This is a genomic window from Ensifer sp. LBL (assembly GCF_050435225.1).
In the GTDB taxonomy this organism is placed as follows: domain Bacteria; phylum Pseudomonadota; class Alphaproteobacteria; order Rhizobiales; family Rhizobiaceae; genus Ensifer.
The window spans coordinates 98099-112781 of sequence record NZ_JBNDJY010000004.1 but is presented as its reverse complement, the minus strand read 5'-3'; the positions used below and the strand labels follow the sequence as shown (position 1 = coordinate 112781).

Genomic DNA, 14683 nt, shown 5'->3' with positions numbered 1-14683 from the left:
CCTTATTTGACCGCGCCGAAGGTAAGGCCGCGTACGAGCTGCTTCTGCGAGAACCAGCCGAGTATGAGGATGGGGGCGATCGCCATGGTCGAGGCGGCCGAAAGCTTGGCGTAGAACAGGCCCTCGGGGCTCGAATAGGAGGCGATGAAGGCTGTCAGCGGCGCGGCTTTCGCCGCACTGAGGTTCAGCGTCCAGAACGCCTCGTTCCAGGCGAGGATGATGTTCAAGAGCAGCGTCGAGGCAATGCCGGGGATCGCCATCGGCGTCAGCACATAGATGATCTCCTTGGAGAGCGAGGCGCCATCCATGCGGGCCGCTTCGAGGATCTCGCCCGGGATCTCCTTGAAGTAGGTGTAGAGCATCCAGATGATAATCGGCAGGTTGATCAGCGTCAGCACGATCACGAGGCCGGTGCGGGTGTCGAGCAGGCCGGTGTTGCGGAACAACAGGTACATCGGCACCAGCACGCCCACCGACGGCATCATCTTGGTGGAGAGCATCCACATGAGCACGTCCTTGGTGCGCTTGGTCGGCGAGAACGCCATCGCCCAGGCGGACGGGATGGCGATGATCAGGCCGATCAGCGTCGAGCCGAAGGAGACGACGACCGAGTTCATGAAGTGCAGGAAGTAGTTCGAGCGGCTCTGCACCTCGTGATAGTTCTCCGTCGTCCAGTCGAAGAAGAACAGCGACGGCGGCGAGGCGATCGCCTCTGCCTCGGTCTTGAAGCTCGTCAGGAACGTCCAGAGGATCGGGAAGAAGATCAGGATGCCGATCGTCCAGGCGACGACGGTGACGACGATCTTTCTTTGGGTGGAGACGTTGCGTGCCATGGTTCTCAAGCCTCCAGCGTCTTGCCGATCATGCGCATCAGGAAGAATGCGACGATGTTGGCGAGGATGACAGCGATGATGCCGCCGGCGGACGCGCCGCCCACGTCGAATTGCAAGAGAGCCTGCGCATAGACGAGGAAGGTCAGGTTGGTGCTCTGCGTGCCCGGGCCGCCATTGGTCGTCACCAGGATCTCGGCAAAGACCGAGAGCAGGAAGATCGTCTGGATCAGGATGACGACGGTGATCGCGCGGGACAGATGCGGCAGCACCAGGTAGATGAAGCGGCTAAAGGCGCCGGCGCCGTCCATCTGGGCTGCTTCCTTCTGCTCCTCGTCGAGCGACTGCAGTGCCGTCAGAAGGATGAGCGTCGCAAAGGGCAGCCATTGCCAGGCGACGATCAGGATAACCGACATCAACGGCGCATTGGCGAGGAAGTCGAAGGGCTGCAGCCCGAAGAGCTTGGCGATCCACGCAAAGAGCCCGTTGACCGGGTTCATGAACATGTTCTTCCAGACGAGTGCGGCCACCGTCGGCATGATCAGGAAGGGAGCAATGACGAGGATGCGCACGATCCCCTGCCCGAACATCGGCTGGTCGAGCAAAAGCGCCAGCGCGATGCCGCCGACGACAGTGATGAACAGCACGCCGAGCACGATCGCCAGCGTGTTGAAAATCGCCTGGAAGAAAGCGGGATCGGTCAGGAAGTATTTGTAGTTCGTGAAGCCGGCGAACTCTTCCATGCCCGGCATCAACAGATTGTAGCGCAGGAACGAGAAATAGATCGTCATGGCCAGGGGAACGATCATCCAGGCCAGAAGCAGAAGCACCGAAGGCGCGATCATCAGCCGCGCGGCGGAGCGTGTGTGCAAGGTCGCCATGGCGTCCCCCAAATGATGGAATTCAACGCGTGTTCGAGAGCTCGGACCGAGCGCGCGTGGGCTCACCGCGCGCGCCTCGGAAAGTCCTCCAGGAGAGCTGCCCGGAGGAGAATTACCGGGGCGCCGGCCATTTGCGGCCAGCACCCCGGGCCCTTGGGAGCCTCACTTGATGTAGCCAGCCTTTGTCATCTCACGCTCGGTGAGCTGCTGGGCGCTGGCAAGCGCCTGGTCGACGCTCATCTGTCCGGCAAGCGCTGCCGAGAACTGCTGGCCGACCGCCGTGCCGAGACCCTGGAATTCCGGGATCGCCACGAACTGCACGCCGACATAGGGAACCGGCTTGACCGCCGGGTTCTTCGGGTCGGCCGCGTTGATCGAGTCGAGCGTCATCTTCGCGAACGGTGCTGCCTTCTGATACTCGGGGTTGGCGTAGAGCGAGGTGCGCGTGCCCGGAGGAACGTTCGCCCAGCCTTCCTTCTCCGCCACCAGATTCAGATAGCCCTTGCCGGTTGCCCAGGAAATGAACTTCTCGGCCGAAGCGACCTTCTGCGAGCCGGCGGGGATGGCGAGGTTCCAGGCCCAGAGCCAGTTGCCACGCTTGCCAAGACCGGTGTCGGGAGCAAGCGCGAAGCCCACCTTGTCGGCAACCGTCGATTCCTTCGGATTGGTCACGAAGGACGCGGCCACCGTCGCGTCGATCCACATGCCGCATTTGCCGGTCTGGAACAGCGACAGGTTCTCGTTGAAGCCGTTCGAGGAGGCACCGGGCGGTCCGGCGTCGTTCATCAGCTTGACGTAGAAGTCGAGCGCGTTCTTCCATTCGGGCTGGTCGAACTGCGGCTTCCAGTTCTCGTCGAACCAGCGGGCGCCAAAGGCGTTTGCGGTCGCGGTCAAGAAGGCCATGTTTTCGCCCCAGCCGGCCTTGCCGCGCAGGCAGATGCCGTAAATCTCGGCGTTCTTGTCGGTGATCTTGCGCGCCGCGTCGGCGATGAAATCCCAGGTCGGCGCGTCGGGCATGGTGAGCCCGGCCTTTTCGAACAGGTCCTTGCGGTACATCACCATCGAGCTTTCGCCGTAGAAGGGTGCTGCATAGAGCTTGCCGTCGATGGTGAGGCCCGAGCGGATTGCCGGCAGCAGGTCGTCGACATCGTAGTCGGCGCCGAGATTGTCGAGCGGCAGCAGCCAGCCCTGCTTCGCCCAGATCGGCACTTCATAGGTGCCGATCGTCATGATGTCGTACTGGCCGCCCTTGGTGGCGATATCGGTCGTCACGCGCTGGCGCAGCACGTTTTCCTCAAGCGTTACCCACTCGAGCTGAATGTCCGGATTCTTGGACGTGAAATCCTCCGTCAGCTTCTGCATCCGGATCATGTCGCCGTTGTTCACGGTCGCGATCGTCAGGGTTTCTGCTTGGGCCAGACCCGACAGTGCGACTGCCGAGCACGTGCCCAGCAGGAAAGTTCTCAAGTTCATCGACTTCCTCCCAGAAGAAATTGAGCATTTGCCTCGCTCATGGGCAATTACTCACTTCTCGTGACGAATTGTCAATGCGCATTCGTTGCTGCGGCGCACACAGAAACATTAGAAGATTGTTTTGATTGTCGATTTTTTCGTTTCGCAAATGCGAAAGGCCGGCGCATTGGCCGGCCTTTTCAAACGTTTCGCATTACGCTCAAGCGTTGAGCAGATAGCTCGCAGTCGCCTCATCGGTGATAAGGCCGTTGATGATGCCGCCCTTTACCGCCGCCCTCAGCGCCTCATATTTGCGCCGGCCCTTGGCAAGGCCGATCACCGAGGCCTTGTCGCGCGGCGGCAAGGGAACGGAGGCGACGCGCTCGTTGAAGCTGCCCGAGAGCAACGCGCCGTCATGATCGAACATCCAGCCGCAGATCTCGCCCGCAGCACCCGCCTTGGTCAGGCCGGCCATCTCCTCTTGCGCCAGAAACCCGTCCTGGCAGAGCGGCGCATCGGGCCCTAGTTCGCCGACGCCGACGAAGGCGACATTTGCCTCGGCGCCGAGCCTGAGCGCCACCTGCACCAGGCTCTGGCTGTGCAACACCTCGCGCTCCTCGGCCGAAGCGGCGAGCACCGGCAGCGGCATCGGAAAATGCCGCGCCTTGACCGCATCGGCCATGCTGAAGATGACGTTGTAATAGGCGGCCGAGCCGTCGAGGCCGATATTGCCGGTGAGCGACACGATCCGGTGCTGCGGACATTCCATCGGCGGCAACTGGTCGACCGCCGCCTTCAGCGTGCGGCCGGTACCGATCGCCAGCACCTGCGGCTCCGGCGATTTCAGCCAGCGCTCGATCTCGGCAGCACCCGCCTCCGCGATGCCGACGGTCGTCGAGGTCGAGCCGGGATCGCTCGGCACCACTTCCACATGTTTCAGCCCGTATTTGTCGCGAAGACCTGCCGCCGCTTCCAGGCAGGCCGCGATCGGATGGTCGAGCCGGACCTTGATCAGCCGCTCGGACATGGCAAGCGAAACCAGCCGCTGCGCCGACTGGCGCGAGATCCCCATGACGGTCGCGATCTCGTCCTGGGTTCGGCCGGCGACATAGTATAGCCAGCCAGCCCGGGCAGCATCGTCAAGCCTGTTGTTCGCCTCGCCCCTGCGCGCCATCGCTGTTCTCCGTTCCCCCATGATCTGCTGCCACTATTGCCCCTCCCTGTCAAACATCGGCCAAGAACAAGGGCTTGGCAGGTCTGCTCCAAAGCCCGGGAGCACAAGGCTTTTTGCCCGTTTCGGCCCCAAATTTTTACCGTTTGATAAAAAAATAAAGCGTGTTACCGTTCCATCATCCTGAGAAAACATTGGGAGCCAAAAATGGGAACGACACAATCTGGGATCCTCGGCGGCCGCCTGCCGCTCGGGGAGTACGAGAGCAATTTCTCCGACCTGCATCCGCCGCTCGACAAGCACGAGGCCCTCGTCGCTTCCGACCGCTGTTATTTCTGTCATGACGCGCCGTGCATGACGGCCTGTCCCACCTCCATCGATATCCCGCTGTTCATTCGGCAGATATCGACGGGCAACCCGATCGGATCGGCCAAGACGATCTTCGATCAGAACATCCTGGGCGGCATGTGCGCCCGCGTCTGTCCCACCGAAACGCTCTGCGAACAGGCCTGCGTTCGCAACACCGCCGAGGAGCGCCCGGTCGAGATCGGCCGCCTGCAGCGCTATGCGACCGACGTGGCGATGAAGGAGAACAAGCAGTTCTACACCCGCGCGGAAAGCTCCGGCCGCAAGGTGGCCGTCGTCGGCGCCGGCCCGGCCGGTCTTGCTGCCGCCCATCGGCTCGCCGTCAAGGGCCACGACGTCGTGATCTACGATGCCCGCCCGAAGTCCGGCGGCCTCAACGAATACGGCATTGCCGCCTACAAGTCGGTCGATGACTTCGCCCAGAAGGAAGTCGACTACGTGCTGGCGATCGGCGGCATCGAAGTGCGCCATGGGCAGGCACTCGGCCGCGACTTCACCCTTGCCGACCTCTCGGAGCAATATGACGGCGTCTTCCTCGGCCTCGGCCTTGCCGGCGTCAACGCGTTGCGCCTCGAAGGTGAAAATGCCGAAGGCGTTGACGACGCCGTCGACTTCATCGCAGCGCTTCGCCAGTCGAAGACCAAGGCCGACATTGCGGTCGGGCGCCGCGTCGTCGTTCTCGGCGGCGGCATGACCGCCATAGACGCGGCGGTGCAAGCCAAGTTGCTCGGCGCCGAAGAGGTGACGATCTGCTATCGCCGCGGCAAGGAACACATGAACGCCTCCGAATTCGAGCAGGACCTGGCGGCCTCCAAGGGCGTCACCATCCGTCACTGGCTGCAGCCCAAGCGCATCGCCGAGAAGGACGGCAAGGTCGCCGGCATCGAGCTGGAATACACCACGCTCGAAGACGGAAAGCTGACGGCGACCGGCGAAACCGGTATCATTGCGGCCGACCAGATCTTCAAGGCGATCGGCCAGAGCTTCCTCGGTGCAGGCCTCGGCGCGCTGCAGCTCGAAGGTGGACGCATTGTTGCCGATGCCGAAGGACGCACGTCGATCGATAACGTCTGGGCCGGTGGCGACTGCGTGCTCGGCGGCGAGGACCTGACGGTTTCCGCCGTCGCCATGGGCCGAGATGCCGCTGAATCGATCAACCGGGCGTTCGCCGCGGCAGCGCCGCGCGCGACCGCCGTCGCTTGAGATCGGGAGGAGAAACCAATGGCTGATCTTCGCAACAATTTCGTCGGCATCAAATCCCCTAACCCGTTCTGGCTGGCGTCTGCCCCACCGACGGACAAGGCCTATAACGTCGAGCGCGCCTTCAAGGCGGGCTGGGGCGGCGTCGTCTGGAAGACGCTCGGCGAGGAAGGACCGCCGGTTGTCAACGTCAACGGACCGCGCTACGGCGCGATCTGGGGTGCCGACCGCCGTCTGCTGGGCTTGAACAACATCGAGCTCATCACCGACCGCGACCTCTATGTGAACCTGCGCGAAATGAAGCAGGTGAAGATGAACTGGCCGGATCGCGCCCTGATCGCTTCGATCATGGTACCCTGCGAGGAAGAGGCGTGGAAAGCGATCCTGCCTTTGGTCGAGGAAACCGGCGCCGACGGCATCGAACTCAACTTCGGCTGTCCGCACGGCATGTCCGAGCGCGGCATGGGTGCTGCGGTCGGCCAGGTGCCGGAATACATCGAGATGGTCGTGCGCTGGTGCAAGCAGTACACGCGCATGCCCGTCATCACCAAGCTGACGCCCAACATCACCGACATCCGCAAACCCGCCCGCGCCGCCAAGGCCGGCGGCACCGACGCCGTGTCGCTGATCAACACGATCAACTCGATCGTTTCCGTCGATCTCGACAACTTCGCGCCGAACCCGACGGTCGGCGGCAAGGGCACCCACGGCGGCTATTGCGGCCCGGCGGTGAAGCCGATCGCACTCAACATGGTCGCCGAGATCGCCCGCGATCCGGAAACCTACGGCCTGCCGATCTCCGGCATCGGCGGTATCACCACCTGGCGCGATGCGGCCGAGTTCCTGGCGCTCGGGGCCGGCAACGTTCAGGTCTGCACGGCAGCCATGACCTACGGCTTCAAGATCGTCCAGGAAATGATCTCGGGCCTTTCCGACTGGATGGACGCCAAGGGCCACCGCAACCTCGACGACATCACCGGGCGCGCGGTCCCGAACGTCACCGACTGGCAGTACCTGAACCTCAACTACATCGCCAAGGCGAAGATCGACCAGGATGCCTGCATCAAGTGCGGTCGCTGCCACATCGCCTGCGAGGATACCTCGCACCAGGCGATCACGCAGTTCGTCAACGGCGTACGCCACTTCGAGGTGATGGAAGACGAGTGCGTCGGCTGCAATCTCTGCGTCAACGTCTGTCCCGTCGAAAACTGCATCACCATGGAAGAGCTGCCGGTCGGCACGATCGATCAGCGTACCGGCAAGCCGGTCGATCCGAACTACGCCAACTGGACCACGCACCCGAACAACCCGATGGCCCGCCAGGCCGCGGAATAAGGTCCCCCGAGCGGGTTCGCCCGCAACGCATCGAACGAAGCCGCCGGACCTCCAGCCGGCGGCTTCGTCGTTCAATTCAGACCTCGACGACCACCTTGCCGAACGGACCGCGATCGAGATGCGCGAGCGCTTCCGGCAATTCGGAGAACCGGTAGCGTGCGTCGACCACCGGCTTGATCCCAGTCCGATCGATGGCGCCGACAAGATCTTCCAATGCCCGGCGATGGGCGACGCCGATGCCCTGGATCACGGGCGATTTCAGAAGAACCGGGGTCACCGGCGCAGAGATCTCGGCGCCCTCGAATACCCCGATGACCGAAATCCGCCCTTGCACGGCCACCGCCTGCAGCGACTTGCCGAGATTGGCGCCACCGGCGATCTCCAAAATATGATCGGCGCCACGATCGCCGGTGATCTCGAGAACGCGCTCCGCCCAATCCTCGCTCACGCGGTTGATGCCATGGTCGGCGCCGAGAGCAAGCGCGCGCTCGAGCTTTTCCTGGCTCGCCGACGTGACGATAACCTCGGCGCCATGTGCCTTGGCGATCTGCAGGCCGAACAGCGAAACGCCGCCGGTGCCCTGCACGACGACACGGTCACCCGCCTTTGGATGGCCCTTATCGACCAGGGCGAACCAGGCTGTCACCCCGGCACAGGGCAAGGTGCTCGCCTCGCCGTCGTCAAGGCTTTCGGGTGCCTTCACGAACCAGTCCTCGGGGAAGGCGACATATTCCGAAGCGACGCCCGGATTGAGGCCACCGAGCGCGAAGGAGGTGGGGTGACGGGCCGTGCCCGGCTTCTGGCCGTCGATCCAGGTGGGATCGAAGACGGAGATGACCCGATCGCCCGGCTGAAAGCGGGTCACGCCCCGACCGATCGCTTCGACCACACCGGCCATGTCGGAGCCCGGCACGAAGGGGAAGGAAAGCGGCATGCCCATGCCGTTCTCCAGAACCAGCTTGTCGCGGAAATTGAGCGACAGGGCAGTCGTGCGCACTAGGACCTCGCCCGGGCCGGCCTCCGGAACGCGCCGCTCGGTAATTTTGAGGTTTTCGGCTCCAAGCGCGTCGATCGTCCATTCCTTCATCAGTCTTGCCATGGTCCGTTCCTTTCACTGGATTGATCTGATGGAGGAAGCATAGCGTTGAATTTATCTCTCCAGTTGCGATAAGAATTCGCCATATTGGTTCTTTAAGGGAGACAATCGTGGAGCGGCTGGGGGGCATTTCGATCTTCGTCGAGGCGGTCGACGCCGGTGGATTTTCAGCGGCGGCCGAACGGCTGAACCTCTCGCGCTCCGCTGTCGGCAAGACGATTGCCAAGCTTGAACAAAGACTTGGCGTCCGGCTCTTCCATCGCACAACCCGCACACAGAGCCTGACGGTCGAAGGCCAGCTCTATTATGAAAGTTGCCTCAGAGCCGTTGGTGAGATTCGTGCCGGCGAAGCACTGCTGGAGTCGGGCAAGCAGGAGATCAGAGGTCGGCTGCGCATGTCCCTGCCCGTGGTTTTCGGACGGCAATGCGTCATGCCGCTCTTGTCGGAACTGCTGGGTCAGCACCCGCTCCTGGAACTCGACGTCAATTTCAGCGACCGCAGGGTCGATCTTGTCGAGGACGGATTCGATCTCGCCATTCGCACAGGTCCGCTGCCCGATGAACCCGACTTGATGGCGCGCAAGGTTGCCGACCAGCCCATGACGGTCTGCGCCTCCCCCGCCTACCTGCAGCGGCACGGCACGCCGCGCAGTATCGATGACCTTCCCGGCCATCAAGCGATCCTTTATCGGCGCAGCAGCGATGCGCTTTCCTGGTCCTTCCCGATCAAGGGAGCGGCACCCCGGCAGGTGACGCCGCCGGCACGGCTGAAACTCGACGACCTGACCTCGATCGCGGATGCGGCGGCAGACGGCTTCGGCCTTGCCTGGCTGCCGTGCTGGCTGGTGCGCAGTCACATCGACTCAGGACGGCTTGTCCGCATTCTTACCGATGTGCCCGCCCTCTCCTTCGCAGCCCATGTCGTGTGGCCGCGCACGCAATACATGCCGCCGAAATTGCGGCTGATGATCGACACGCTGGCCGATCGACTGGCCCCCATGATGCAATGATCCGCGGAGCATTCCTGCTTCCGAAGGCGACGGCGTGCGGATAATGGCCGGCATTGGCGGCCGCTTCGCCCGGCACTGCGGATCCCGCGGCCCGACGGCCGAATTCCGTTGAATAGCCTTCCCGGCCGATAACGAACAGGACACGAAAACGAAACAGATTGTGTAAAAATGGTAAGTTGTCGGCTCGCACGATCTGGATAATAAGGGAGAACTCATACGGGGTGCGCCGCGGGCTCGATCAGGGCCGTAGCGCTGTCTCCGACGGTTTTGACACTGCAGCCGGACGACTTCCGGCAGAGCCGGACTTGTTGCTTGACGATCATTTCGGCCAACCGACGCAAGCGAATTCACCTCGTCTCCGGGGCCATCCTCGGTACGTTTGTCCTGGCGCATTTCTTCAACCATTCGCTGGGCCTGATCTCCATCGAGGCGATGGAAACCGCCCGCAGGGGCTTCAATCTCATATGGCATAGCCTGCCCGGCACGGTGCTGCTCTATGGCGCCCTGCTTTTGCACTTCGTCATGGCGCTCGAAAGCATCTACCGCCGGCAGACACTCAGAATGCCGGCGCGCGAGGCGCTGAAGATCGTCTTCGGTCTGAGCCTGCCCTTCCTTTTGATCGGCCATGTCACCGCCGCGCGCGTCGAGCCGCTCCTCACCGGGATCGACGCCGACTATCCGGACATGCTCCGCACGCTCTGGTCGAATTCGTTCAACGCCATCAGACAGTCCGTCGCCCTGCTGCTCGTCTGGGGCCACGGCTGCCTCGGAGCCTGGTTCTGGATGCGCGGCCGGGCCTGGTTCCCGCGCTACGAAATCCTGCTCTACACGGTCGCGATCCTGGTGCCGATCTTCGCGTTGCTCGGCTTCGTCAGCGGCGCCCGCTCGATGGAGGACGGTTACGCCGAACATGGCGGCTACGGCGACCGTTCCTATTCGAAGCCTCAGTTCGACCTGACGCTCCTCGAGGATATTCGGCTCGGCCTCTATTTCGGCTTTGGCGGCCTGATCGCCGGCACCTTCCTGCTGCGGGCCATGCCGAAGGGTGGGCGCATTCGCGTCCGCTACCCCGACGGCCGGGTCGCCACCGTCAATCTCGGCTTCAGCGTGCTCGAAGCAAGCCGGGCCGCGGGCATCGCCCATGTCTCGGTCTGCGGCGGCCGCGGCCGATGCTCGACCTGCCGCGTGCGCATCATCCAGGGCCTTGAAGACCAGCCGCCGCCCGAGGATGCAGAGCTTGCAACCCTCACGCGGATCGGCGCCCCCGACAATGTCCGCCTCGCCTGCCAGTTCCGCCCGGTGCACAATGTGACGGTCGTGCCGATCCTCGACAGCGACAGCCTCGGCATCAAGAAGCAGATCGGACGCGAAGGCGGCGAAGGCCGCGAGCGGCGCATCGCCGTGCTCTTTTGCGACCTGCGCGGCTTCACCAGCATTGCCGAACACAAGCTGCCTTTCGACACCGTGTTCCTGCTCAACCGCTACTTCGAGATGGTGGGAGAAGCCGTCGAGGATTCCGGTGGCGTCATCGACAAGTTCATCGGCGACGGCGCTTTGGCGATCTTCGGCCTGAAGAGCACCTATACCGAGGCCTGCCGTCAGTCGCTTGCCGCCGCCGTGCGCATATCCAGGGGCCTCGAGACGCTGAACCAGACCTTCCGCGGCGAGCTCGACGAGCCGCTGCGCATCGCCATGGGCCTGCACGCAGGCCCGGCGATCATCGGCGAGATCGGCTACGGCCAGGCGACATCGCTGACGGCGGTCGGCGATACCATCAACACCGCGAGCCGGCTGGAGGGCCTCGCCAAGGAACATGACGTGCAACTGGCCGTCTCGGCCGAGCTCGTCAACCGCGCGGGCCTGGTGATCGAAGGGCACGAGCGACTGGACATCGGCCTGCGCGGCCGGCAGGCGACGCTCGAAACCTGGATCGTCGAGGACGCCGCACGCATCTCCGAGGCCTTGCAGCCAGCCCCGTCGAACGCGTAAGGCAACGCTTGAAAGCGTGAAACAGTTTCACGCCCGACGTTGCATACGTTCAAGCCGTTGGATCTTTTCACGGTTTCAATGAGGCGCTGAAATGATCTAGTAGTAGAGATCCTTCCCGCCCTCGCCGCCGATCCAATCCGGAAGCCCGCATGAAACAGGACGTCTCCCCGAAAACCGCGCACCAGGTTCATGCGAAAGGCGCCGAGAAGCTGAAGGCGCACCTGGCGATGATGACCTTCGCCGTCCTGATCGCCGGCTCCTTTTCCTTCGGCGGCCTTGCCACCCAACATATGGGCGCCGGGCCGCTGACGCTCTGGCGCTATCTGTTGACCGTCGTGGTCCTTGGCCTGCTCACCTTCGGCTATGCCCGCGTGCCGTTTCATTTCCCCAGGCAAGCATGGCGCTTTGTGATCCTCGGCGGGCTGATCGCTGTCTACATGCTGACGATGTTCAAGGCGCTGGAGTTCACCAGCCCGGTTTCGACAGGCGCGGTCTTCACGCTGATGCCGCTCTTGAGCGCCGGATTCGCGTTCGTGTTGCTCGGTCAGCATACCCGCCCGGGCGTGCTCGCCGGGCTCATCATCGCCGCCCTCGGCGCCGTCTGGGTGATCTTTCGCGCCGATGTCGGCGCGATCCTTGCCTTCGACGTCGGCCAGGGCGAATTGATCTTCTTCGTTGGCGTCGTCTGCCACGCGGTCTATGTGCCGCTGATCCGCAAGTTCGGCCGAGAGGAGAGTCCCTTCGCCTTCGGCTTCTGGGTAGCGGTCTTCACCGTGCCCTGGCTGCTGGTGCCCGGCGGCGTCGGCCTCGTCACCGCCGATTTTGCCGCACTTCCGGCAATCGTCTGGATGGCCGTGCTCTATCTTGCCGTGGTTACGACCGCGATCACCTTCCTGCTTTTGCAATATGCCTCGATGCGGCTGCCGGCATCGAAGGTGCTCGGCTACGGCTACCTGACGCCAAGCTTCATCATCCTGCTCGAAGGTCTGCTCGGTCACGGCTGGACCAGCCTACCGGTGCTTGCCGGCGCGCTCACCACCGCCTGCGGCCTGCTCTTGATGGCGCTGCTGCCCGATTGAAAATCAGAAAGAGCGGCTCAGGCCGCCGGCTGCTCGCTCACCTGCAGCCCGTCGACGAACAGCCGTTCGAGGAAGCGTGCCGCATCCTCGAAGCGTCCGTCCCCGGCATTGCCCTGGCCGAGCACGGCGCGCACCTGCACATCGAAGTCGGCATAGTGCTGGGTGGTGGACCAGATCGCAAAGATCAGGTGATAGGGATCGCATTTGGCGATCTTGCCGGCCTTGGCCCAGGCGCGGATCACCTCCGCCTTCTCGTCGACCAGCGACTTCAGCGGTCCTTTTAGCTCGTCCTCGATATGCGGCGCGCCCTGCAGCACCTCGTTGGCGAAGAGCCGGCTTTCGCGCGGATAGTCGCGGGCCATCTCGAGCTTGCGCCGGATATAGCTGCGGATTTCGGCGACCGGGTTCCCCTCGGCGTTGAACTCCCGCAAGGGGTCGAGCCAGGTGTCAAGCACCCGGTCGATCAGCGCCCGGTGCATCGCCTCCTTGGTGCGGAAATAATAGAGCAGATTGGGCTTCGACATGCCCGCCACTTCGGCGATCTGGTCGACGGTCGAGCCGCGGAAACCGTTGGCGGAAAAGACTTCGAGCGCCGCCTCGAGAATGCGCTCTTCCTTCTCCCCCTGTATCCGGGTCCGCCTCTGGGTCCTGGCCGCTCTCGGTAATACCATCTGTCCCCCTGGCGATGCCCGCGCCTCGTCGCACAGGAACCGGCTGCCCAATTTCTGGCCTCGCCATCTTCTTGGGCAACAACTTCGTTTTTTTGTTTTTCCGGCTTGAGTGCCGCAACGGAAGTTGTAATGTTTACCAACCGGTCAAATTATCAGCCAGTTCACCGCCAAAGGCAACGGCTGATCGAAGGGCACCAGAAAAAACCAAGCCTGGATTTGACCACGGGAACATAAGGGCGCGCCGATCAAGGCAAAGCCCTGAAAAGATGAGGAGACCGCCGTGGCTGCACCTGGCGAGAACATGCGCGTCAATGCCGACCGCCTGTGGGATTCACTTATGGAAATGGCCAAGATCGGCCCTGGTGTCGCGGGCGGCAACAACCGCCAGACACTGACCGATGAGGACGCCGAAGGGCGCCGGCTGTTCCAGTCCTGGTGCGAAAAGGCCGGCCTCACCATGGGCGTCGACACCATGGGCAATATGTTCTTCACAAGGCCGGGCACCGACCCGGATGCGCTGCCCGTCTATATCGGCTCGCATCTCGATACCCAGCCAACCGGCGGCAAGTATGACGGCGTGCTCGGCGTGCTCTCGGGCCTTGAGGTCGTTCGCTCGATGAACGATCTCGGCATCAAGACAAAGCACCCCGTCGTCGTCACCAACTGGACCAACGAGGAAGGCGCGCGCTTTGCGCCGGCCATGCTTGCGTCCGGTGTCTTTGCCGGCGTGCTCACAAAGGACTTCGCCTATGGCCGCAAGGACCCGGAAGGAAAGACCTTCGGCGACGAGTTGAAGCGCATCGGCTGGCTCGGCGACGAAGAAGTCGGCGCCCGCAAGATGCACGCCTATTTCGAATATCACATCGAGCAGGGCCCGATCCTCGAGGCCGAGGGCAAGGACATCGGCGTCGTCACCCACTGTCAGGGCCTGTGGTGGCTGGAGTTCACGCTGACCGGCCGCGAAGCCCATACGGGTTCGACCCCGATGAACATGCGCGTCAACGCCGGCCTTGCCATGGCCCGCATCCTGGAAATGGTCCAGGGCGTCGCCATGGAGAATCAGCCGGGCGCCGTCGGCGGCGTCGGCCAGGTGTTCTTCTCGCCCAACTCCCGCAACGTCTTGCCGGGCAAAGTGGTCTTCACCGTCGACATCCGCTCGCCCGACAAGGCCAAGCTCGACCGCATGCGCGCCAAGATCGAGGCCGAGGCCCCCAAGATCACAGAGGCGCTCGGCGTCGGCTGTTCCATCGAGGCGATCGGCCATTTCGAGCCGGTCACCTTCGACCCGAAGCTGGTCAGCGCCGTGCGCAACGCCGCCGAGCATCTCGGCTACAGCCACATGAACCTCATCTCAGGCGCCGGGCATGACGCCTGCTGGGCCGCCAAGGTGGCGCCGACGACGATGATCATGTGCCCCTGCGTCGGAGGCCTCAGCCACAACGAGGCAGAGGACATCTCCAGGGAGTGGGCCAGCGCCGGAGCCGACGTCCTCTTCCACGCCGTCGTCGAAACGGCCGAAATCGTCGAATGAGTTTGCGGGCGGGACGAAAGTTCCGCCCTTTTTCGTGGCGGCTGCCTGGCTGCCGGAAGCGCAATCGCGAGG

At 63.3% G+C, this 14683-nt stretch carries 12 protein-coding genes; 6 read left to right on the top strand and 6 right to left on the bottom strand.

From position 1 onward, the window contains the following. Window positions 1-2: 2 nt before the first annotated feature. From OKW20_RS16355 to OKW20_RS16340, 4 genes are all read right to left on the bottom strand, one after another. Entirely contained in the window at window positions 3-833 is an 831-nt protein-coding gene (locus tag OKW20_RS16355; RefSeq protein WP_034794097.1) for a carbohydrate ABC transporter permease, read from the bottom strand. Between the two features lie 5 nt (window positions 834-838). Continuing rightward, window positions 839-1711 carry a carbohydrate ABC transporter permease gene (locus OKW20_RS16350; protein WP_429173611.1) on the bottom strand — a complete coding sequence of 291 codons (873 nt, stop codon included), beginning with the start codon at window positions 1709-1711 and terminating at the stop codon, window positions 839-841. Between the two features lie 162 nt (window positions 1712-1873). After that, complete coding sequence (locus tag OKW20_RS16345) at window positions 1874-3184, bottom strand: ABC transporter substrate-binding protein (protein ID WP_429173609.1); 1311 nt, start codon at window positions 3182-3184, stop codon at window positions 1874-1876. A gap of 199 nt (window positions 3185-3383) precedes the next feature. Beyond that, complete coding sequence (locus OKW20_RS16340; RefSeq protein ID WP_429173608.1) at window positions 3384-4337, bottom strand: sugar-binding transcriptional regulator; 954 nt, start codon at window positions 4335-4337, stop codon at window positions 3384-3386. 204 nt (window positions 4338-4541) lie between these two features. Here OKW20_RS16340 and OKW20_RS16335 point away from each other — a divergent pair, with 204 nt between their 5' ends. Further along, entirely contained in the window at window positions 4542-5903 is a 1362-nt protein-coding gene (locus tag OKW20_RS16335; protein ID WP_429173606.1) for an NAD(P)-dependent oxidoreductase, read from the top strand. A gap of 18 nt (window positions 5904-5921) precedes the next feature. Further along, the gene (gene preA, locus OKW20_RS16330; protein WP_104668042.1) at window positions 5922-7235 is read left to right on the top strand and encodes an NAD-dependent dihydropyrimidine dehydrogenase subunit PreA; all 1314 of its coding nucleotides are present in this window, start codon (window positions 5922-5924) and stop codon (window positions 7233-7235) included. A 76-nt stretch (window positions 7236-7311) separates the two neighbouring features. Here preA and OKW20_RS16325 read toward each other — a convergent pair whose 3' ends face one another. Beyond that, window positions 7312-8334 carry a zinc-dependent alcohol dehydrogenase family protein gene (locus OKW20_RS16325; protein WP_429173605.1) on the bottom strand — a complete coding sequence of 341 codons (1023 nt, stop codon included), beginning with the start codon at window positions 8332-8334 and terminating at the stop codon, window positions 7312-7314. A 107-nt stretch (window positions 8335-8441) separates the two neighbouring features. On the opposite strand from OKW20_RS16325, the gene OKW20_RS16320 reads away from it, so the two are divergent. From OKW20_RS16320 to OKW20_RS16310, 3 genes are all read left to right on the top strand, one after another. Beyond that, complete coding sequence (locus tag OKW20_RS16320; protein ID WP_429173603.1) at window positions 8442-9341, top strand: LysR family transcriptional regulator; 900 nt, start codon at window positions 8442-8444, stop codon at window positions 9339-9341. Window positions 9342-9653: 312 nt separating this feature from the next. Continuing rightward, window positions 9654-11330: an adenylate/guanylate cyclase domain-containing protein gene (locus OKW20_RS16315; protein ID WP_429173601.1), complete on the top strand. Its 1677-nt coding sequence runs from the start codon at window positions 9654-9656 to the stop codon at window positions 11328-11330. 149 nt (window positions 11331-11479) lie between these two features. Beyond that, the gene (locus OKW20_RS16310) at window positions 11480-12409 is read left to right on the top strand and encodes a DMT family transporter (RefSeq protein WP_429116189.1); all 930 of its coding nucleotides are present in this window, start codon (window positions 11480-11482) and stop codon (window positions 12407-12409) included. Window positions 12410-12426: 17 nt separating this feature from the next. On the opposite strand, the gene OKW20_RS16305 is transcribed toward OKW20_RS16310, so the two are convergent. Beyond that, entirely contained in the window at window positions 12427-13080 is a 654-nt protein-coding gene (locus OKW20_RS16305; protein ID WP_034794116.1) for a TetR family transcriptional regulator C-terminal domain-containing protein, read from the bottom strand. A gap of 280 nt (window positions 13081-13360) precedes the next feature. Here OKW20_RS16305 and OKW20_RS16300 point away from each other — a divergent pair, with 280 nt between their 5' ends. Further along, window positions 13361-14611, top strand: a complete 1251-nt coding sequence (locus tag OKW20_RS16300; protein ID WP_429173600.1) for a Zn-dependent hydrolase — start codon at window positions 13361-13363, stop codon at window positions 14609-14611. The last annotated feature ends 72 nt before the right edge of the window (window positions 14612-14683 follow it).

Excerpts from the sequence above, each read along its gene's own strand:
- preA (WP_104668042.1), top strand. The coding sequence starts at position 5,922 with ATGGCTGATCTTCGCAACAATTTCGTCGGCATCAAATCCCCTAACCCG.
- OKW20_RS16345 (WP_429173609.1), bottom strand. The coding sequence starts at position 3,184 with ATGAACTTGAGAACTTTCCTGCTGGGCACGTGCTCGGCAGTCGCACTG.
- OKW20_RS16335 (WP_429173606.1), top strand. The coding sequence starts at position 4,542 with ATGGGAACGACACAATCTGGGATCCTCGGCGGCCGCCTGCCGCTCGGG.
- OKW20_RS16305 (WP_034794116.1), bottom strand. The coding sequence starts at position 13,080 with ATGGTATTACCGAGAGCGGCCAGGACCCAGAGGCGGACCCGGATACAG.
- OKW20_RS16310 (WP_429116189.1), top strand. The coding sequence starts at position 11,480 with ATGAAACAGGACGTCTCCCCGAAAACCGCGCACCAGGTTCATGCGAAA.
- OKW20_RS16325 (WP_429173605.1), bottom strand. The coding sequence starts at position 8,334 with ATGGCAAGACTGATGAAGGAATGGACGATCGACGCGCTTGGAGCCGAA.
- OKW20_RS16340 (WP_429173608.1), bottom strand. The coding sequence starts at position 4,337 with ATGGCGCGCAGGGGCGAGGCGAACAACAGGCTTGACGATGCTGCCCGG.
- OKW20_RS16350 (WP_429173611.1), bottom strand. The coding sequence starts at position 1,711 with ATGGCGACCTTGCACACACGCTCCGCCGCGCGGCTGATGATCGCGCCT.
- OKW20_RS16355 (WP_034794097.1), bottom strand. The coding sequence starts at position 833 with ATGGCACGCAACGTCTCCACCCAAAGAAAGATCGTCGTCACCGTCGTC.